Source organism: Anaerotignum faecicola (genome assembly GCF_003865035.1).
In the GTDB taxonomy this organism is placed as follows: Bacteria; Bacillota; Clostridia; order Lachnospirales; family Anaerotignaceae; genus Anaerotignum_A; species Anaerotignum_A faecicola.
Genome location: NZ_BHVZ01000001.1, coordinates 783,551 through 803,817, shown reverse-complemented (window position 1 = coordinate 803,817; position 20,267 = coordinate 783,551). Strand labels below are relative to the sequence as shown.

At 51.3% G+C, this 20,267-nt stretch carries 16 protein-coding genes, 1 tRNA gene and 1 riboswitch; of the genes, 10 read left to right on the top strand and 7 right to left on the bottom strand.

The genetic code is table 11. The features are described 5' to 3' along the window. Positions 1-29: 29 nt before the first annotated feature. Positions 30-683 (bottom strand): ECF transporter S component, encoded by a 654-nt coding sequence (locus EJE48_RS03845; RefSeq protein ID WP_118580255.1) that lies wholly within the window; start codon positions 681-683, stop codon positions 30-32. Between the two features lie 149 nt (positions 684-832). After that, a riboswitch (FMN riboswitch) is annotated at positions 833-983 on the bottom strand. A gap of 179 nt (positions 984-1,162) precedes the next feature. Here EJE48_RS03845 and EJE48_RS03840 point away from each other — a divergent pair. The 4 genes from EJE48_RS03840 (at position 1,163) to EJE48_RS03825 (ending at position 6,022) form a co-directional block, all read left to right on the top strand. Continuing rightward, positions 1,163-1,235: transfer RNA gene (locus EJE48_RS03840), tRNA-Lys, on the top strand. A 184-nt stretch (positions 1,236-1,419) separates the two neighbouring features. Next, positions 1,420-2,409 carry a protein kinase family protein gene (locus tag EJE48_RS03835; RefSeq protein WP_118580252.1) on the top strand — a complete coding sequence of 330 codons (990 nt, stop codon included), beginning with the start codon at positions 1,420-1,422 and terminating at the stop codon, positions 2,407-2,409. Positions 2,410-2,691: 282 nt separating this feature from the next. Then, on the top strand, positions 2,692-4,248 hold the full coding sequence (locus EJE48_RS03830; RefSeq protein ID WP_160117314.1) for a PEGA domain-containing protein: 1,557 nt from the start codon (positions 2,692-2,694) through the stop codon (positions 4,246-4,248). A 43-nt stretch (positions 4,249-4,291) separates the two neighbouring features. Continuing rightward, complete coding sequence (locus tag EJE48_RS03825) at positions 4,292-6,022, top strand: phospho-sugar mutase (protein WP_118580246.1); 1,731 nt, start codon at positions 4,292-4,294, stop codon at positions 6,020-6,022. Between the two features lie 153 nt (positions 6,023-6,175). Here EJE48_RS03825 and EJE48_RS03820 read toward each other — a convergent pair whose 3' ends face one another. The 5 genes from EJE48_RS03820 to EJE48_RS03800 form a co-directional block, all read right to left on the bottom strand. Beyond that, complete coding sequence (locus tag EJE48_RS03820; protein ID WP_118580243.1) at positions 6,176-7,558, bottom strand: TrpB-like pyridoxal phosphate-dependent enzyme; 1,383 nt, start codon at positions 7,556-7,558, stop codon at positions 6,176-6,178. A 201-nt stretch (positions 7,559-7,759) separates the two neighbouring features. Next, positions 7,760-9,064, bottom strand: a complete 1,305-nt coding sequence (gene thiC, locus EJE48_RS03815) for a phosphomethylpyrimidine synthase ThiC (protein WP_016406756.1) — start codon at positions 9,062-9,064, stop codon at positions 7,760-7,762. Positions 9,065-9,413: 349 nt separating this feature from the next. Beyond that, positions 9,414-11,063, bottom strand: coding sequence for a SulP family inorganic anion transporter (locus EJE48_RS03810; protein ID WP_118580505.1), 1,650 nt, complete (start codon positions 11,061-11,063; stop codon positions 9,414-9,416). Positions 11,064-11,306: 243 nt separating this feature from the next. Then, on the bottom strand, positions 11,307-11,882 hold the full coding sequence (locus tag EJE48_RS03805; protein WP_118580240.1) for a xanthine phosphoribosyltransferase: 576 nt from the start codon (positions 11,880-11,882) through the stop codon (positions 11,307-11,309). A gap of 211 nt (positions 11,883-12,093) precedes the next feature. Beyond that, entirely contained in the window at positions 12,094-12,273 is a 180-nt protein-coding gene (locus EJE48_RS03800) for a hypothetical protein (RefSeq protein ID WP_016406753.1), read from the bottom strand. A gap of 146 nt (positions 12,274-12,419) precedes the next feature. Between EJE48_RS03800 and EJE48_RS03795 the strand changes: the two genes are divergently transcribed. From EJE48_RS03795 to EJE48_RS03770, 6 genes are all read left to right on the top strand, one after another. Then, on the top strand, positions 12,420-12,884 hold the full coding sequence (locus tag EJE48_RS03795) for a zinc-ribbon domain-containing protein (RefSeq protein ID WP_118580237.1): 465 nt from the start codon (positions 12,420-12,422) through the stop codon (positions 12,882-12,884). 71 nt (positions 12,885-12,955) lie between these two features. After that, complete coding sequence (locus tag EJE48_RS03790; protein ID WP_118580234.1) at positions 12,956-14,329, top strand: MATE family efflux transporter; 1,374 nt, start codon at positions 12,956-12,958, stop codon at positions 14,327-14,329. A gap of 82 nt (positions 14,330-14,411) precedes the next feature. Then, entirely contained in the window at positions 14,412-15,197 is a 786-nt protein-coding gene (locus tag EJE48_RS03785; protein ID WP_118580231.1) for a divergent polysaccharide deacetylase family protein, read from the top strand. 51 nt (positions 15,198-15,248) lie between these two features. Next, positions 15,249-15,803, top strand: a complete 555-nt coding sequence (locus tag EJE48_RS03780) for a Holliday junction resolvase RecU (protein ID WP_118580228.1) — start codon at positions 15,249-15,251, stop codon at positions 15,801-15,803. Then, the gene (locus tag EJE48_RS03775) at positions 15,797-17,179 is read left to right on the top strand and encodes a TldD/PmbA family protein (protein ID WP_118580225.1); all 1,383 of its coding nucleotides are present in this window, start codon (positions 15,797-15,799) and stop codon (positions 17,177-17,179) included. Before EJE48_RS03780 ends, EJE48_RS03775 begins: the two co-directional genes overlap by 7 nt. A gap of 5 nt (positions 17,180-17,184) precedes the next feature. Next, entirely contained in the window at positions 17,185-18,528 is a 1,344-nt protein-coding gene (locus tag EJE48_RS03770) for a TldD/PmbA family protein (protein WP_118580222.1), read from the top strand. A 56-nt stretch (positions 18,529-18,584) separates the two neighbouring features. Here EJE48_RS03770 and EJE48_RS03765 read toward each other — a convergent pair whose 3' ends face one another. Beyond that, a complete protein-coding gene (locus tag EJE48_RS03765) occupies positions 18,585-20,210 on the bottom strand; it encodes an MBL fold metallo-hydrolase RNA specificity domain-containing protein (RefSeq protein ID WP_118580219.1) in 1,626 nt (541 codons plus the stop codon). Between the last annotated feature and the right edge of the window lie 57 nt (positions 20,211-20,267).

Below are 20,267 nucleotides of genomic sequence, written 5' to 3'. Positions count from 1 at the left end.
TCTCCTTTGCTTCTCTGTGCTTTTTATACTCAGATTTTTGTTTCGTCCGCTTTCTTTATGGCGTTTGCCTTTTTATTTTTTGCAGAGGCATTGCCGTGGATGATGGGGCTTAAGTGCTTATACAGCAGCATTGCGCCAACGGAGTTGATGCCGCATTTAATCAGGTTGAAGGGCAGAATCCCAAGGATTGCCAGTGTGAATACATTGGAAATCAGAGGGTTGACCTCGGTACACATGGCTACGAAATAGCTCATATCCTGTCCCATCAGTGCCATATAGAAGGGAATGATGATATACAGGTTGGTAAAGATGGCAACGATGCCTGTGAAGACAGAGCTGATTGCCATGCCGACGATTGCGGTTCTTTTAGATTTTTTCTGGTGATACATGATAACGGGAGGCAGCACATACGCACAGCTGAGCAGGAAGTTTTGCAGCTCGCCCGTAAATGCGGAGGAGGTACCCTCTGTTGCCAGCTTCAGCAGGATTTTCACCAGAATGATGCAGACTGCCTGCAAAGGCCCCATGGCAAAGCCGCCGATGATTTCTACCAGACCTGCCAGATCAAAGTTCATGAAGGGGGGCAGGAAGGGAAGCGGGAAATCAATATGCAGCAGGATGCAGCAGATGGCACCCATCATGGCAATCATGGTTAAATCTCTGGTTTTGAATTTCGTTTTCATGTTTTATTCCTCCAATTTTTCTGATTGGATTCTTCTTAAGACTTGCGATTGACACTGTATTTTTGCAATAAAAAAGCCCTCGGAACACATTCCAAGGGGCATTGCACGCGCAAACGAATTTTCATGCGAGGTACGCATGAACAGCATCAAAGTTTCTTCTCTCATCCGGACTGTTACCGTCGGTTATGGAATTGCACCATATCAGCCTTTCGCATCTTTCAGCACTTCGCGTTTCAAGATACCTGAGGGTCGCGGACTTTTACCGCCGGTAGGGAATTGCACCCTGCCCCGAAGAATCACGTTATATTTTTCACATTTCAACCATAACACAAAAGGCTGTTGCGTGCAAGAGGAAAATGTAAAATTTGTGAAAAAATTATTTTTTAAAAAATTTGAAAAATGTTGTTGACAGGAGAACAAGTTCGTGATAATATATCTCTTGCAGTTAGGAATTGCAAAACAAAGCAAACAAACATTATGCGCCTTTAGCTCAGTTGGTAGAGCAACTGACTCTTAATCAGTGGGTCTAGGGTTCGAGTCCCTAAAGGCGCAGCTTGAAAAAAGCGGGATGGATTAACTTAGGGTTGGTTCATTCCGTTTTTATATTTTATAATTTTATATTTTAAAGGATAACAGCCATTCTCGGTACGGTCGGGAATGGTTCTTTTTTTTGCCCTTGCCCCATAGAATGTTTCAGAGACGATGTTCGGTCGCGGTGAAACAGGGGGAGTGAAGTATGGAGGAGATCTATGAAAAAATCATGCGAGAGGGCTACGGCTTGCAGCTGCGCCATGGCACAAGAACGCGGACAGGTCTGGTCTGCCGGACAGACAGGGGGCTTTGCGAGCTGAAAAAGCCGCGCGGCAGTACGGACAGCCTGCGGCTTGCATTTGATGTGAAAAAGCGGCTCAGGGAAAACGGCTTTGCGAACATCAGCCGCTGCTACCCGACACTGGAGGGCGAGCCGTTTTATCGGCAGGACGGGACGCTTTATATTCTGGAGGATGTGCTGCCGCAGGGGACACTGGCGGAGGACAGCGTGGAGACCTTTTTGCAGGGGGCGGAAACCTTAGGCGAGATGCATGCGGCGGCAAAGGGGCTTGCAAGCGAGGCGGCACACTGGGAGAAAAACCGCCTGCCGCAGCTATACGCCAAACGGCGGAGTGAGCTGGCGAAGGTGCGCCGCAGGAACGACAAACGGGGCAGCTATGACGCGATTGATTTATTGCTATTACAATATTATGAGCCATACATGGAACGGGCGGCAGAGGCAGAGGAGCTGCTATGCAGGGGCGGCTATGCGGAGGCGATCGCACGGACGGCGCAGGAGGGCGGCTTCTGCCATAATGCCTACAAGGGGGAGGCACTGCGGCAGGAGACGGATGGCAGGATTTTTGTGGGGAATTTCGATAAATGTATCGCAGAATTGCCATTGGCAGACCTTGCGGCATATATCCGCCGCTATTTCAAGAAAACGGAGGGGACGGCGGCGGGGATTTCTGCTATGCTGGAGCGTTACGGCAGGCATTGCCCCCTTTCCGAGAGAGATATGATTTTATTGCAGGGGATGCTGCTGTATCCGGAGAAATTTCTGCGGCTCATCAATGAATATTATAATCGGCGCAGAACGTGTGTCTCGCCTGCGATGCGCGAGCGGCTTGCGGCGGCGGCGAAGGAGGAGCTGAACGGGGTTCGTTTAAAAAGTATCATTGCGGGCGGCTGCTAGGAGAACACGCTAAGTCGAAATCAGGATTTCGACTTGTCAGGACAGAAGAATAAACCGATGAGTTCCGGCGGCAAAGCCTTGAAACTCCCGGTTTTCCTCAAGTGGGCAAAGCCCCCTTTGCGGATTTTACTCGGGAAACTCTTTGTTTCCCGAACCCTTCCGCTATGATTAGGAGTACTTTCGCGATGGGCGAAGTACTTTTTTTGTTGCAACTTCTCTGACTAGGGATTAAAATAGAGGATGAAGAACTCTGCAAAATTTTCCCCGAAGGAGGAGAAAAGGATGAAGAAATATCATTTTCAGGAAAACGAGAAGGACTTTGGTTCTACCGTTCGTTTGGATGCGATAAATGATAAGGTGAAGGAAATCAAGAAAAAAGAGGAAACAGACGAGCTGGGGGACGCAAACGAATTTCTGAATGTGTTTGAATCGGAAAAATTCGACGACCCTGCGGAAACAGATGGAAATACAGAGGATGCCCTTGTGGATACCCTGGAGGATGCGGATGCTTTGGAGGATGCTCTGGGCGAAACAAGAAGGGACGGCGTTTTCCCTGCGCCTGCCGCGGAAGAAGGCGAGGAGGACGATTGGGAGGACGATGACGAGGAATACGAAGGAGAGGGACGCGGCATTTTTGCCTTGGGCGAATCCTTCGGGCTGAATAAAAAAACGGTTGCACTGGTGATTGTTCTGGCGGTGCTTGCATGCGGAATCGGATTTTCTCTGGTGCGGTGCAGCTTTCACCCGAGCAAGACAATCCCCCTTGTGGAGGAGGAGGCAGGGACACCCCTGCTGATTCAGACAGACCGCGGAGACGGCGAATATCTGGCGTATGATATTGCGGAGCAGGAGCGGAAAACCGTATTCCTGACGGAGAAAACAAAAATGACGGACGCAAGCGGACGCAAGATTTCCAAGGCAAGCCTTGCGGAGGGCGACCTTCTGGCGGCGGAGCTGGATGAGGACGGCAAAACGCTCATCAGCGTGGATTACAGCAGTAATGCCATCCGCACAGAGGAAGCAACGGGGCTGACCGTCAACCGCAAGAAGCGGACGCTGACGAATAAAGCAGAAAATCTTTCTTATTCCTATGAAAAGGAAAGCGTATTTTTCTATGACGGAGAGGAAATTGATGCGGCGGACTTAGCACCCTGCGACGAGCTTCTGCTGAAACTGGTAGGGGATACGGTCTGGTCGGTTGAGGTGCAGGCATACCATGGGTATATCGTGGTGGAAAACACGGATGCAGTGAAAAACGGCAAAATCCAGCTGGATGAGGCGGAGGCCGTTCCGCTTACAGAGGGGATGCAGCTTGCCACAGCAGAGGGACACCACACCGTAACGGTGACCGGCTCGAATATTGAGACCAGAAAGGATGCCGTTGTGGTGGAGGCAGGCGAGGAAACGGTCTACGACCTTTCCAAGGCGCAGGAGAAAATGGGTGTTATCATCATCAATGCCAATGTGAAGGACTATAAGCTTTACATCAACGGTGCGGCGGCGGAAAGCCCTGCGGTGCTGCCGATGGGAGAATATGATTTGGTTATCCTGAAAAACGGCTATACGGAATGGAGTCAGCATGTGACGCTGGATAAGGACACGCTGAATGTGACAGCGGAGCTGCAAAAGGATGTGCAATATGGCACACTGACCGTTACGGCGGATGTGGACGGCGCATGGGTGTATATCAACGGCGAGGAATACGGCGTAGCACCGATGCAGGTAAATCTGCCCTATGGCTCTTATAACGTGATGCTGGAAAAGAGCGGCTATCAGAGCTATAAGCAGAGCATACAGATTTCGTCCCAAACGGCGGCAATCCATGCAACGATGGAATAAAAAAGCGAAACGGCTTCAGATAAAATTCGAGGAGGAAAGAAGAATGGAAGACTATCGTGTAAGATATCAGCAATGGCTGGAGGATCCTTTTATTGACGAGGAAACAAAAGCGGAGCTGAGAGGCATTACAGACGAAAACGAAATCAAGGAGCGGTTCTTTAAGGAGCTGGAATTCGGGACAGGCGGTCTGCGCGGCATTATCGGCAACGGCAGCAACAGACTGAACCGCTATACCGTTGGGAAGGCTTCGCAGGGACTGGCAAATTATATCAAAAAGGAAGGCACACAGAAGCAGGGCGTAGCGATTGCATACGATTCCCGTTTCATGTCTCCCGAATTTGCGGAGGTGGCAGGGCTGATTTTTGCGGCAAACGGGATTCCCGCGTATGTATATCCCTCTTTGCGCCCCGTTCCCATGCTTTCCTTTGCGGTGAGAGAGCTGGGCTGTACGGCAGGGGTTGTGCTGACGGCAAGCCATAACCCTCCCGAATACAACGGCTATAAGGTATATTGGGCAGACGGCGCACAGGTGGTTGCACCCAGAGATAAGGGGATTATCACAGAGGTGAACGCCGTAGAAAACTTCGGACAGATTCAGCGGATGGAAAAGGCGGAGGCTGTGGAGAAAAAGCTGTATACCCTCATCGGCGAGGAAGTGGACGAAGCGTTTGACAGAAACGTGCAGGCACAGCTGATGAACCCCGAAATGATTGCGAGAATGGGAGATAAGCTGAATATCGTTTATACGCCCCTGCATGGCTCCGGCAATCTGCCGGTGCGCCGCAATCTGGCAAAGGCAGGCTTCAAAAATGTATTTATCGTAAAGGAGCAGGAGCTGCCGGATTCTTCTTTTTCCACTGTGGATTACCCCAATCCGGAGGACACGAAGGTGTTCACATTGGCGCGGAAGCTGGCGGCTGAGGTGAACGCGGATGTGCTGATTGGGACAGACCCCGACTGTGACCGTATGGGTGCGATGGTGAAGGATTCCGAGGGCAATTTTGTTGCGCTGACAGGCAACATGGTTGGCGCACTGGCAACGGATTACATTCTTTCTCAGAGAAAGGAGCAGGGCAGACTGCCCGCAAACGGCGTGGTGGTGAAAACCATCGTAAGCACAGAAATGATTACACCCATTTGCAGGGCATACGGCGTGGGGAAAATTGATGTGCTGACCGGGTTTAAATACATCGGGGAGCAGATTAAGGGCTTTGAGGAAACCGGCTCTCATACCTATCTGTTCGGCTTTGAGGAAAGCTACGGCTGCCTGGCAGGGACTTATGCAAGGGATAAGGATGGCGTTTATGCGGCAGTTCTGGTCTGCGAAATGGCGGCTTATTATAAGGAAAAGAGCATGACGCTGTATGAAGCGTTGCTGAAGCTGTATGAAAAATATGGCTATTACCGCGATGGCGTGAAATCCATGACGATGAAGGGTCTGGAGGGGATGGCAAGAATTCAGCGCATCATGAAAACCTTCCGCGAAAATACGCCGAAGGAGCTGGGCGGCTACAAGGTCGTTATGGCAAAGGATTATCAGACACAGGTGTTCCGGAATCTGGAAACGGGGGAGGAAAGCGGCAGCCCTCTGCCTGTTTCGGATGTACTGCATTATACACTGGAGGATGGAACATGGGTATGTATCCGCCCTTCCGGTACAGAGCCGAAGCTGAAATTCTACATCGGCGTGAAGGCGGATGACCTGCAGGCGGCACAGGATAAGGTGGACGCTTTGGATGCGGATATTGAAGCAAAGGTTGCTGAGATTGCATAAGGCAAACAAGGGCGCGATTTTATAAAACAGCAGATTGTTTATTGGGAGCGGCATGCGTAAGCATGCCGCTTTTCTGATGTGTGGATTTCGGATACAGAAAAAGGCTTTGACCTTTTATAGTCAAAGCCTTAGTTTGCGATTGCAATGCCGTAGTTATTTTTCGGGGATATCGGGCAGTCCCTTGAAGCCGATTTCCAAATCTGCATCGGTAGGGATATCATCCGACATTTCGCCGTTATTAAACTTTTCGTATGCCATCATATCGAAGTAGCCTGTGCCGGTCAGACCGAATACAATGGTCTTTTCCTCGCCGGTTTCCTTGCATTTCAGTGCTTCATCAATCGCTACGCGAATGGCGTGAGAGCTTTCGGGTGCGGGCAGGATGCCTTCGATTCTTGCAAACTGCTCTGCCGCCTCGAATACAGAGGTCTGCTCTACGGAGCGCGCCTCCATCAGCCCATCATGATACAGCTGAGAGACAACGGGGCTCATGCCATGATACCGCAGACCGCCTGCGTGGTTAGGGGAGGGGATAAAGTCGCTGCCCAGCGTATACATCTTTGCCAGAGGGGTTACCATGCCTGTATCGCAGAAGTCATACGCAAATTTCCCTCTTGTCAGGCTCGGACAGGATGCAGGCTCAACTGCGATAATCTGATAATCCTTTTCGCCGCGCAGCTTTTCGCCCATGAAGGGAGAAATCAGACCGCCCAGATTGGAGCCGCCGCCTGCACAGCCGATGATGATATCGGGCTCAATGCCGTATTTATCGAGTGCTGCCTTTGTTTCCATACCGATGATGGACTGATGCAGCAGAACCTGATTCAGCACACTGCCCAGAACATAACGATAGCCCTCCTTGCCGACTGCCGTTTCTACGGCTTCGGAAATGGCACAGCCAAGGCTGCCCGTTGTGCCGGGATGCTCCGCCAGAATCTTCTTCCCGATTTCCGTTGTAGTGGAGGGGGAAGGGGTTACGGTTGCGCCATAGGTGCGCATGACCTCGCGGCGGAAGGGCTTTTGCTCATAGGAAACCTTAACCATGTATACGTTGCAGTCCAGACCCAGATATGCACACGCCATGGAAAGCGCTGTGCCCCACTGCCCTGCGCCGGTTTCTGTTGTCACGCCCTTCAGGCCCTGCTTCTTTGCATAATACGCCTGCGCGATGGCAGAATTCAGCTTATGGCTGCCACTGGTGTTATTGCCCTCGAACTTATAATAAATCTTTGCGGGTGTCTGCAATTTTTCTTCCAGACAATATGCACGAACCAAAGGAGATGGTCTGTACATTTTATAAAAATCCAAAATTTCCTGTGGGATGTCGATGTAAGCAGTATCGTTATCCAATTCCTGCTGTACCAATTCATCGCAGAAAACTGCGCCAAGCTCCTCGGCTGTCATGGGCTGCAGTGTGCCGGGGTTCAGAAGCGGTGCCGGTTTATTTTTCATATCCGCACGCACGTTGTACCATTTTTTCGGCATTTCCTGCTCATCCAGATAAATTTTGTAGGGAATGTTCTTTTCTGTTTTCATTCTGTTTTCTCCTCTCGTCTTTTCTTTGCTGTTCTCATCTAGTCTAAAAAATTTTTGCTGAAAAAATTTTGTCTATCGTACCTCTTTCAAAGACACCTGTCAATACCGGACGGAGTTTTTCAGCAAAACGCCGCCTCCCACTCGGACAAATGTCCGCCGTATTTGGTATATTCCTATGAAAACAGTTTGTTTTGACCGAGATTATTCATCAAAAATGCTGACAATTTCGCCATCCAGAATACGATTTGTGTTCTTGACTGCACAGAAATTGCCGCACATGCTGCAGGTATCCTCTTTTTCGGGCTTTGCCTCTGCTCTGTAACGGCGCGCCTTTTCGGGGTCCATGCTCAGGCGGAACATTTCCTCCCAATCCAGACGCTTTCTTGCTTCGCTCATTTTGTAGTCCCAATCTGCCGCATGAGGGATTCCCTTTGCGATATCGGCTGCGTGTGCCGCAATCTTCGCCGCAATGATCCCTTCTTTTACATCTGCCGCGTTGGGCAGGCGCAAATGCTCCGCAGGGGTTACATAGCACAGGAATGCCGCACCCGATGCCGCCGCAAGCGCACCGCCGATGGCAGAGGTGATGTGGTCATAGCCGGGGGCAACATCTGTCACCAAGGGCCCCAATACATAAAACGGTGCGCCGTGGCAGAGTGTTTTCTGAATTTCCATATTTGCGGCAATCTGATTCATGGGCATGTGGCCGGGGCCTTCAATCATGACCTGCACATCCTTCGCCCATGCGCGCTTTGTCAGCTCGCCAAGAGTAATCAGCTCCTCAATCTGCGCCGTATCGGTTGCATCTGCAAGACAGCCGGGGCGGCAGGCATCCCCAAGGCTCATGGTGATATCATATTCCCGACAGATATCCAGAATTTCATCATAATGCTCATAGAAGGGGTTTTCGTTGCCTGTCATTTCCATCCATGCAAACATGATGGAGCCGCCGCGGGAAACAATATTCATCAGACGCTTATTCTGCTTAAAGCGTGCCGCTGTTGCACGATTCATGCCGCAATGGATGGTCATGAAATCTACGCCGTCCTCTGCGTGCATCCGCACGATATCCAGCCATTCCTCTGCTGTGATTTGTGCCAGAGGCTTATGATAATACACAACGGCATCATAAATCGGCACGGTGCCGATCATAGCAGGGCAATCGGCGGTCAGCTTGCGGCGGAAGCTTCTGGTATCCCCGTAGGAGCTTAAATCCATAATCGCCTCTGCGCCCATTTCTACTGCGGAGCGTACCTTTTCATACTCCATATCCACGTCCTTCCAGTCGCGCGAAACGCCGAGGTTGACGTTGATTTTTGTTGTCAGCCTTGCGCCGACACCGCTGGGGTGCAGGGCTTTATGGTTTTTGTTGCAGGGAATAATAACCTGCCCCTTTGCAACCAGACTGCGGATTTCCTCCGCGTCCATGCGTTCCTTTTCCGCCACAATTTTCATCTGCGGTGTGATGATACCCTGTCTTGCCGCGTCCATCTGTGTTGTGTACATATTCGGTTCCTCCTTGTCCATGTCGCACCAAATTTTGCTGTGCTGCTGTTTTTCTGTGTCGGGCTGTGGTGCATGCAGCCTGCCACAGAGGGAAGCAATCCTCACCCATGGACAATAAAAAAGCTGCACTATGCCAAAAACATAGCGCAGCTTCCTCGCGTCAACAGTATGTCCCTACGTTGGCATTATCCAAATCAGGTTATGGGTCAAAGCATGATAGCTTACTCTCAGCCTACTTACGCAAGCTCCCCTTTTTTGAAGTTTTTTTAATCATAACATCCTTGCTACTGTCCGTCAAGAGCGGAGGATGTTCTTTTTTCCAAGCTTTTTTATCAGCTTGCGCTTTTTATCAATCTACTTTTGCGGCAGGGCGAGGACGGTTTGTTAAAAGCACCCGCTCTACGCTCCAGTAGAAGTTTTCGTCCCCGATAAGCTCATGCAAATCAGTACGGTCCATCATTTTCATTGCGTGGGTGGTCATACCGCAGATGGCAACGTCCACACCTTTTTTACGCAGACCCTCCACCAGCTCACGCAGGGTCTGTGCGCAGGAAATATCGATATTGGATACGCCTCTCATGGAGAACAGCACCGTATCGGAGCCCTCTACCTTTCCTGCGATATCCGCAACTGCCTGTGTGTTGGCGAAAATCATAGGGCCTGTGATATAAACAACCTTTGCATTGCTGTAGCGTTCGCAAAGCACAGGATCGGTTACATGCATACGGTTCATGTCCACGCTTTCATAGTTGATTTCAATGAAGGACAGACGGGATACCAGAAATACCAGACCAATCAGCACACCAATCAAAATGGCAACGGTCAGATCGAAGATGATGGTTGCAAACATGGTTGCCGTAAATTCGAGCATTGCGCCCTTGAATTTATGGGAGAAGATATAGCGGATGGATTCCCATTCGTTCATTCTCCATGCTGTTACCATCAGCACCCCTGCCAGAGCCGCCAGAGGAATCTTGGACATGACGGGAGCCAGCAGGAACATGGAAATCAGAAGCCCAACGGCATGGAATACGCCGGTCAGTCTTGTTTTTGCACCGGATTTGATGGCAACACTGGTACGCGCGATTGCCGCGGTTGCGGGGATGCCGCCGAAGAAGGGCAGCAGGATATTCCCGACCCCCTGTGCAATCAGCTCTTGATTGGCATCCAGACGCACGCCTGTCATGCGCCCTGCGGATGCGCCGCAAAGCAGGCTTTCAATCATGCCCAGAATGGCGATGGAAAACGCAGGTGTGACCAGTGCGCCGATGGTTTTCAGATTCAGCGCGCCAAACAGCAGGCGGTTTTCGGGAATCAGTGTTTTGGGGATTTCCCCAACCACAGCGACATCCAGCTGCATGAAAATGGAAAACGCAGTGGTGAGGATGATGCTGACAAGAGAGGCAGGGACAACGGCGTTCCATTTTTTCGGAAAGAATACCATAAACAGAACCACGAACAGCCCCAGACCGACAGCGGTCAGATTGGGGGAGAAGCCAAGGCGCGCATAGCTGAACAGCTTGCCGATGGCAGAGGTTCCCTCGGAATGTGTTCCGAAGAAATTATCAACCTGTCCCAAGGCGATGATAACGGCGATACCGGAGGTAAAGCCTGTGATAACGGGGGCGGGGATGAAGGAGGTCAGCTTGCCCAGATGCAGAATCCCTGCCAGAAGCAGGATGATGCCCGCAATCAGCGTTGCGATAAATACGCCGTCCATCCCGTAGGCTGCAACCAGAGACATCAGAATTGCCGCCATGGCACCCGTAGGCCCGGAAATCTGATAATAGCCGCCGGAAAGCAGGCTCATAATCAGCCCGGCAATGATGGCAGTGATTAACCCCGATGCGGCATCCGCACCACTGCTGACACCGAAGGCAAGCGCCAGAGGCAGCGCAACGGCGGCAACCGTCAGACCTGCCATTAAGTCCTTTGTCAATGCGGCAGCATTATAGCCGCCAAATTCCTGTTTTAAACTGCTGATAAATTTACTCAGCATCACGAATTCCCCTTTCATACGATAACCCTTGCATTTTTGTGGAAAAGCTGCTTTTTCGGAAGAAAGCATGCCTGAATATCATAACAAAGCCGCAGAGACTTCTCAACTGTGAAAAGTGTAGATTTTTCCAACCCTTTTTTGTGCAAATTTTGTGTTAAGATTTTACAGTTCGGCGAAGCATGAAAAATCCCGTCCTACCCATAGGACGGGAATCCTGCTTTTCCTGTTGTTTTTCTTCTGTACTCAATCCTTGAAGGTAATCTGACCATCCCTGATGGCGGTAATGACAGCCAGAGAGTCTACATAATAGCCTGCATCCCGCAGCTTTTTGCTGCCGCCCTGAAATTCCTTTTCAATGACAGCCGCAATGCCGCAGACGGTGCCGCCTGCCTGCTCTACAAGGGAGCAAAGCCCCATGGCAGCCTCGCCGTGCGCAAGGAAATCATCGATAATGAGCACTCTGTCCTCAGGATTGAGGTACTGCTTGGATACGCGCGCGACAGAAACCGTACCCTTTGTGAAGGATTTTACCTCTGCGCCGTAAAAATCCTCTGTCATGGTGTTGGGCTGTGTTTTCTTTGCGAAAACCACAGGCACCAGATCAAAATATAATGCAGTGATGGCAGCAATGCCGATGCCGGAGGATTCGATAGTCAGAATCTTATTGATTCCCAGATGACCGAAACGGCGGCTGATTTCTTTCCCAATCGCCATAAAAAGACCAATATCCAACTGGTGATTCAAAAAAGAATCCACTTTTACAACTTCTGTACCTAATTCTGTACCGTCTTCGATAATTCTTCTCTTTAACAAATCCATGTTGCCGGCTCCTTCTCTAAAATTTCCGCTGCTCTCTCTCATTTTTGCAATGCTTTGCTTTTTCTCAAGTATTCACTATTATACGGCGTGCATCCGGGGATGTAAACCGCTCTTTGCCGAAAACAGCCGGATTTTAGAGAGAATCGGGAATTTGAATAGAAAGTTTCCTTTTTTTCAAAAAGTTTTGGCGGATTTTCTGAGGGAAAAACGGCTATTTTCGCTTTGCCGTTGCATCCAGCTCGTCGGGCGTGTTTGCCATGCGGATGCGGTTGAGCACCTCCTGCCGCTCCTCGGTGGAGAGGGTGTAGAAGCGTTCCATGTCCGCGCCGTTATGCAGAATCAGTTGGCGCACCTCCTGCGGCAAGGTGTCCCATTTGCGAAGCCAATCCATGTGTCATTCCTCCTTTGTGGTTCTGTTTTCTATTTAATATGAAAGAATTTTGGCTTTTCATGCGGAAAAAACGCGGACAGAAAAAGGAATTTCAGGAAAAAAAGCGAAATTAAATAAAGAAACAGATATCTAAGGAGGAATGTAGCATGGCTTTTTTTGATAGATTGAATGAAATGGCAAAAACGGTATCCGAAAAGACAAATGACAGCTTGGAAATCAATAAGCTGATTGGGGAGATTAACCTGACAAAGGGCAATATTCAGTCCTTCCAGAGAGAGCTGGGCGAGCATTTCTGGGCGAAATTTGTCACAGGGGAGCAGTTTGATGAGGAGGCAATGATGATTTGCGACAAAATCGTAGCCGCGCAGGATAAAATTCATGGCATGGAAGCGCAGATTGCGCAAATCAAAGCCGAAGGGGAGGCAAGAAAGGCAGAGCGTGAAGCGGAACGCGCAGAACGCAAGGCGGCAGAAAAGGCGGCGGAGGCAGAGCAGGCGGCAGAAAGAGCGGGCATTGAAAAGGAGCCTGTGCCTGTCTGCGCGGAATGCGGCGCGGTGCTTGCCGAGGGACAGAAATTCTGCGGTGAATGTGGCAAGCCGGTAGAGAAATAAAATAAAAGCAACAAGGCTTTTTTTTGAAGTAGGGGCTTTTCGCATCGAACGGGGAAGGCGGGTGAGGACGCATGACGGAAACAAAACAGAATAGCTTAGGCACAGAGCCAATCGGGCGGCTGCTGCTGAAATTCTCCGTTCCGACGGCGCTGACGCTGATGGTGAACTGCCTGTATAACATCGTAGACCAGATTTACATCGGGCATGCGGTGGGCATCAAGGGCGTTGCCGCCACGAATGTGACCTTTCCCATCGGTATCATTGCGGCTGCGCTGGCGCTTTTGATTGGGGACGGCTGTGCCGCAAACATCAGCCTGCACCTTGGCAGAGGGGAGCAGGAGGAGGCAGACCGTACCTTTGCGAACGCGGTTATGCTTCTGTTCGGCGTAGGGATACTGCTTTCGGTGTTCGGGTGCATCTTCGCAAGGCAGCTTGTGGTGTTTTTCGGGGCATCGCCCTCTGTTGTGGCGGAGGCGGTTCTGTATATGAGCATCATTCTTCTGGGACAGCCCTTCGGCATGTGCAATATGGCATTTACGGCAATTATCCGCGCGGACGGCAATCCGCAGTATATGATGCGCAGTATGATGATAGGTGCGGCATTAAATGTTGTGCTTGACCCCGTTTTTATTTTTGTGTTCCGATGGGGGATTCAGGGCGCGGCATTGGCAACGATTATCGGGCAGATTGTTTCGGGTGTGATTGCACTGGCGTATCTTCCCCGTTTTTCCCATTTTGCCATTCGGAAAAAATATCTTCGCCTGAAATGGAGATTTATCGGGGATATTGTACGGCTTGGCTTTCCCAGCCTTTGCACACAGACCGCAACGGCGGCAACCCAGATTGTGATGAATAACCTCATGCGCAAATATGGTGCGGCGACGATTTACGGCAGCGAAATTGCGCTTTCCTGCTATGGCTTAATGATGAAAATTTATCAGATTGCACATGCGATGTTCGTTGGGCTTGCTTCGGGGACACAGCCGATTAACGGCTTTAATTTTGGCGCAAGGCAATACGAAAGGGTCAAGCAGACGATTCAGACTGCCGCAAAAATTTCCATCGGGATTTCTGTGCTGTGGTTTCTGGTGTTCCGCTATGGCGGCGGCTTTCTGGCGGCGCTTTTTGTGGAGGAGGAACCGCTCTATCAGGAATTTGCGGTGCATTGCTTCCGCTTGTATATGCTGGGCTTCTTTGTCTATGGACTGCCAAATGTGACGGCATCCTTCTTTCAGGCAATCGGCAGCCCTGTGAAATCTCTGGCGGTTTCGCTTTCCCGACAGGTGATTTTCCTGATTCCGTTTGCACTCCTTCTTTCGGCGCATTTTGGGATGGATGGTGCGTTGGGCGCGGCTCCTGTCGCGGATGTGTTGGCGTTTTTGCTTGCGGCTTTGCTCTTGAAAAGGGAGCTGCGCGGCTGGAAAAAGAAAAATATGACAGCATAAAGGCATCGGAGGCTTCCGATGTCTTTTTTTCTGCGTAGATTCATATTTATAAAGCACACCAAAAAAACGGGATGATTCTGAGATGAGAGAAAACATAAAAACGGGGATCAAATATCTGGCTTTGTTCGGGATGTGCTTTCTGGGCGGCAGAAGCTTGGCGGCAGGGCAGACGGTGCGTGTTGACGGAGAAAAGCCTTGCAGACTGGCAATTCTGATTGATGATTTCGGCTATTGCGGCGCAGGGACAGAGGAAATGCTTGCGCTTTCCATCCCCTTTACGGCGGCGGTTATGCCCTTTTCCTCCTGCACGGCGGAGGATGCGGAGCGAGTGCGGCAGGCAGGCAAGGAAATTTTTATCCACATGCCGATGGAATCCCTCACGGGTAAGCGTGAATGGGTCGGCGAGAAGGGGGTTTTTCGGGATATGGATGATGCCGCCATTCGGGAATGTGTGGAGGAAGCCTTTTCTGTTCTTCCGGATGCGGCAGGCATGAATAACCACATGGGCTCTGCCATTATGGAGGATGCACGCAGCCTTTCGGCGGTGATGGAGGTGCTGAAGGAAAAGGGCGTTCCCTTTGTAGACAGCATGACAACGGCGAAAAGCCTTGGAAAAGCCGTTGCCGCGGAAAAGGGCGTAGCCCTTCTGGAGCGGGATGTGTTTCTGGACAGCACGGATTCTGTTGCGGTCGTCAAGGAGCATCTGCGCAAGGCAGGAGAGGTCGCACTGGAAAAAGGGTCTGCGATTGCCATTGGGCATGTCGGCCCCGAGGGCGGAAAAATTACGGCGCAGGCAATCAAAGAGGTTGCGCCGGAGCTGGAGCGGGCAGGCATTGCCTTTGTGACCGTCAGTGAATTGGCAAAATGACAGCAGATGTGCTATACTGAATACATACAGTGAATAAAGGAGAGAAAAGCAGTGGCACATTGGAATTCCAGAGGACTGCGCGGCAGCAGTTTTGAAGAAATCATCAATTTCACAAATGAACGCTACAGGCAGTCGGGTGTGGCATTATTCCAGAAAATCCCCACGCCCATCACCCCTGTGCGGATGGATGAGCAAACGCGGACGATTACCCTTGCGTATTTTGAAAAGCAGTCTACGGTTGATTATATCGGCGTGGCGCAGGGGATTCCCATTGCCTTTGATGCCAAGGAAACGGCAGGAAAAAGCCTGCCCCTGCAGAATATTCATGCACATCAGATGGCTTTTATGGGGGAATTTCGCCGCCAGCGGGGACTTTCCTTTCTTCTCGTGCATTTTTCTGCGGCAGATGCATATTATCTTCTGCCGTTTGAAACACTGAAGATATATTGGGAAAATGCGGCAAGGGGCGGACGCAAATCTATTCCCCTTGCTGCCTTTGAGGAAAAATACAGCATCCGGCAGACGGGCAATCTCCTGCATTATCTGGAGGCGGTCAGCCTGTATCTGGAGGAAACGGAAAAGCAAGGAAGTGAGGAATCATGCTGAAAAAAGCGGCAGTAGAAAATATACTGGCAGCGGCACTGGAAAGCGGTGCCGATTTTGCCGAAATTTATGCAGAGCGGACAAAGAGAAGCAGCATTGCCATGGTCAACGGCAAGGTGGAAACGGCACTGGGCGGCATGGATTACGGCGCAGGGGTGCGGCTGTTTTTCGGGAATCAGGCGATTTACGGCTTTACGAATGACCTTTCCGAGGAAAGCCTCATTCGCATTGCGAGGGAGGGCGCGGCGGCTCTGCGCGGCGACCGCATTTATGATATCTGCGGCTGGAAAAGGATGGCGGAGCGCTGCATCAATCCCATCCGTATCCTGCCGGAAAGCGTGTCCAAGCAGAGAAAGGCGGAGCAGCTTCGGCTGGCATCCGCGGCGGCAAGGGCATATCACGATGCCGTTACGCAGACAAGGGCAGGCTATCTTGAGGTGATGAAGCATGTGCTGGTTGCCAATTCCGAGGGCATCTGGGGCGAGGAGAACCGCACACGCAGCCGCTTTACCATTGAGGCAGTGGCATCCTCTGCGACGGAAAAGCAGAGCGGACATCTGGGGCCGGGCGGCTCCGAGGGGTATGAGCTGTTTGAGCGCATCAATGTGGAGGATACTGCAAGGGAGGCGGCACGCATTGCCGTTACCATGCTTGGCGCAAAGCCCTGCCCTGCGGGGAAAATCCCTGTTGTGATTGATAATGGCTTCGGCGGTGTCATTTTCCATGAGGCCTGCGGACATGGTCTGGAGGCAACGGCGGTGGCAAGAAATGCGTCCGTTTTCGCAGGGAGGCTGGGACAGCAGATTGCGTCCCCTCTGGTGACGGCGCTGGATGATGGGACAATCCCCAATGGCTGGGGCTCTGCCGAAATGGATGACGAGGGCACGCCCACGGCAAAAAATATCCTGATTGAAAACGGGATTCTGCGGTCCTATCTGGTTGACCGCCTGAACAGCAGACGCATGCACACGGCAATTACCGGCTCCTCGCGCAGACAGGATTACCGCTTTGCCCCCACCAGCCGCATGACGAATACCTTCATTGCCAACGGTAAAAGCACGCCGGAGGAAATCATCGCAAATACGGAATTTGGGCTTTATGCCAAGCAGATGGGCGGCGGCAGCGTTGACCCTGCAACGGGTTCGTTTAACTTTGCCGTTCTGGAGGGCTATATGATTCGCAACGGGAGGATTGCCGAGCCGGTCAGAGGGGCAACCCTTATCGGCAAGGGCGCGGAGGTGCTGCGTGATATTGACATGGTCGGCAATAATCTGAGACGGGCGCAGGGGATGTGCGGCAGCAAGAGTGGCTCTATCCCGACCGATGTAGGGCAGCCTATGATTCGCGTCAGCAGCATGACTGTCGGCGGAAGGGGGTAAGCGGAATGGAACGGAAGGAATTTTTGGAAAAGGTGCTTGCCTACGGCAGACAGGCAGGCTTTGCGGACTGCGAGGTTTATTACCGCGGCGGCAAGGCGTTTGAGGTGCTGATTCTGGAGGGCGAGGTCAGCGATTATGAAAACAGCAGGGAGGAGGGTCTGGCGTTTCGCGGAAACATCAACGGGCGGACAGGCTATGCCTATACCGAACAGCTGACAGAGGATGCCATTGCATATCTGGTGGAAACGGCGAAGGAAAATGCGGCGCTTCTTTCTCCGGAGGACTGCGAGGAGCTTTATGCGGGAGAGGAAAACTACCCTGAGTTGGAGGGCGTGAATGCCGCTCTGGAGGAATTAAGGGTAGAGGAAAAAATCAGCGCCGCCATGCGTATGGAAACAGCGGCACTGGCAGGAGCGGAGGAGGTTGCTTCTCTGGATTACTGCGCGCTGGGGACATCTCTGGCGGAGGTTGTCATCCGCAACACCAGAGGGCTGGATGTTTCCTTTGCGAAGAATTTTGCGACGGCTTATGTTTCTGCGATTGCAAAAAAGGGCGGAGAAACCAAAACAGGCTCCTATTTCTGGAAGGCGCAGGATTGGAATGAGTTCAACCCTGAGGAAACGGGCAGAATGGCGGCAAAGCGTGCCGCATCCCATCTGGGGGCAGCGTCTGTGCCAAGTGGGAAATACGATGTAATTTTCGACGGTAGGGCGATGGTTTCTCTTTTGGGCGCGTTTGCAGGAGTATTTTTTGCGGAAAATGCGCAGAAGGGCTTCTCTCTTTTGCAGGGCAAAACGGGCGAAAAAATCGCATCCGAAGGGGTTACACTGCGGGATGATGCCCTGCTTTTAGGCGGCTATGGCACACAGCCCTTCGACAGTGAGGGCGTTTCGGGCAAAAATAAAGCCATTATCGAAAACGGCGTGCTGAAAACCCTGCTTTATAATCGCAGGACGGCGAAAAAGGATGGCGTGGCATCCACAGGCAATGGCTTTAAGATGGGGCTGACAGGCTCTGTTAAAACTGCGCCCACGAATTTCTATCTGGCAAGGGGTGAGATTTCGCAGGATGTCTTGCTTGCCAAAATGGGAACCGGTCTTTTGATTACAAGCCTGATGGGACTGCACGCAGGCACAAATGCCGTTTCGGGCGATTTTTCCCTTTCGGCGGAGGGGTTCCGTATCAAAGGCGGCAGGATTGACGCGCCTGTGGAGCAGATTACCGTTGCAGGCAATTTTTATCAGCTTCTGGCAGAGGTGGAGGAAATTGCCGATGATTTGTATTTCGGCTCCGGCGGTGTCGGCTCGCCGTCCGTTCTGGTGAGAGGACTGGCTATTGCAGGAAGCTAATAAAAAAGACCTAAGAGCGTGTCTCTTAGGTCTTTTTTTATGTAGTCTTTGTAAGCTTATCCGTCTAATTTGTCGCAAAGGTCGTTGATTTGCTTGAGCATCTTTTCCATATCCCGATTGGTGCCGCCCTTATTCAGATTGATAATCTGCTGCAGGCGTTTATTTGCCAGATCAAGCTGATTTGCCAGATACATCGCGCGCTTGCCGCCCTCGGAGGCGGCATGTCCCCTTGGCAGCTCCTTCGGTACAACGGGGATTTTTACGCCCTCGGAAATCATCTGATTTGCCGCTAAATCGAAGCAGGCACCGCTGTAGGGGGCAAAGGCATTGTAGCCGTATTCTTCCTTTAAGCATTTTGTGAAGTCCTCGCAGACCAAATCCTCGCCATGTACTACAAAAACGCGCTCCGGCTTCTTCTCGAAATGGTTCACCCAATTCAGAAGTCCCTTCTTATCCGCATGTCCGCTCACGCCTGCCAGCTCCTCGATATGCGCGTTGACGGTAATTGTCTCGCCAAACAGGCGCACCTCTTTTTCGCCCTCAATGATATTTCTGCCAAGTGTGCCGATTGCCTGATATCCAACGAAAAGAATCGTACATTCGGGCCGCCAGAGGTTATGCTTTAAATGATGGCGGATGCGCCCTGCCTCGCACATCCCCGATGCGGAGATGATAACCTTCGGGCTTTTATCGAAATTGATTGCCATGGAATCATCCGGCGTTACGGCAACCTCAAGACCCTGAAAGGTCAGCGGATTGATGCCCTTCTGTACCAATGCCATTGCGTCGGTGTCATAGCAGCCCAGATAGTTTTCCGCAAACACGCGCGTTGCTTCGATTGCAAGGGGGCTGTCCACATAAACCTTGAAGCCCTCATGCCCCCGCACCAGTCCTCTTTCCTTGATTTCGCGGATGAAATACAGCATTTCCTGCGTTCGCCCGACGGCAAAGGAGGGGATGACCAGATTGCCGCCGCGGTCAAAGGTCTGCTGAATCTGCCCGGCAAGCTCTGCCACATAATCGGGCGGCGCGGTATGGTAACGGTCGCCGTATGTACTTTCCATAATGACAAAATCTGCTTCGGTGGTATAACGGGGGTCATGGATGATGGGCTGATTGATATTGCCGATATCACCGGAGAATACGATTTTTTTCGATACGCCGTTTTCCGTCAGCCAGATTTCAATACTGGAGGAGCCGAGCAGATGCCCGACATCCGTAAAGCGGATTTTCACCCCTTCGCAGACCTCGATTTCCTTCATATAATCGCAGGGAACAAAATGCTCCATGACTGCCATCGCATCCTCTGTGGTATAAAGTGGCTCAAAGGGGGCTTTGCCGGCACGCTTATTTTTGCGGTTGCGCCACTGCGCTTCAAATTCCTGAATATGCGCACTGTCCAGAAGCATGATGCGGCAGAGGTCTGTGGTGGCCTCGGTGGCGTAAATCTGTCCCTGAAAGCCGTTTTTGTGAAGCAGAGGGAGTAGTCCAGAGTGGTCAATATGCGCGTGAGAAAGGAACACATAATCAATCCTTCCTGCCGCTACGGGGATTTCCTGATTTTCATAGGTATCCCGTCCCTGCTCCATGCCACAGTCCAAAAGGATGCTCTTGCCGCAGGCTTCGATATAATGGCAGCTGCCGGTTACCTCGTGGTCAGCACCTAAAAACATCAGTTTCATAGAGATCACTCCTCCTTGATTGCAGTATTTTTATGAAAAATGGACAAATGTCTTTTG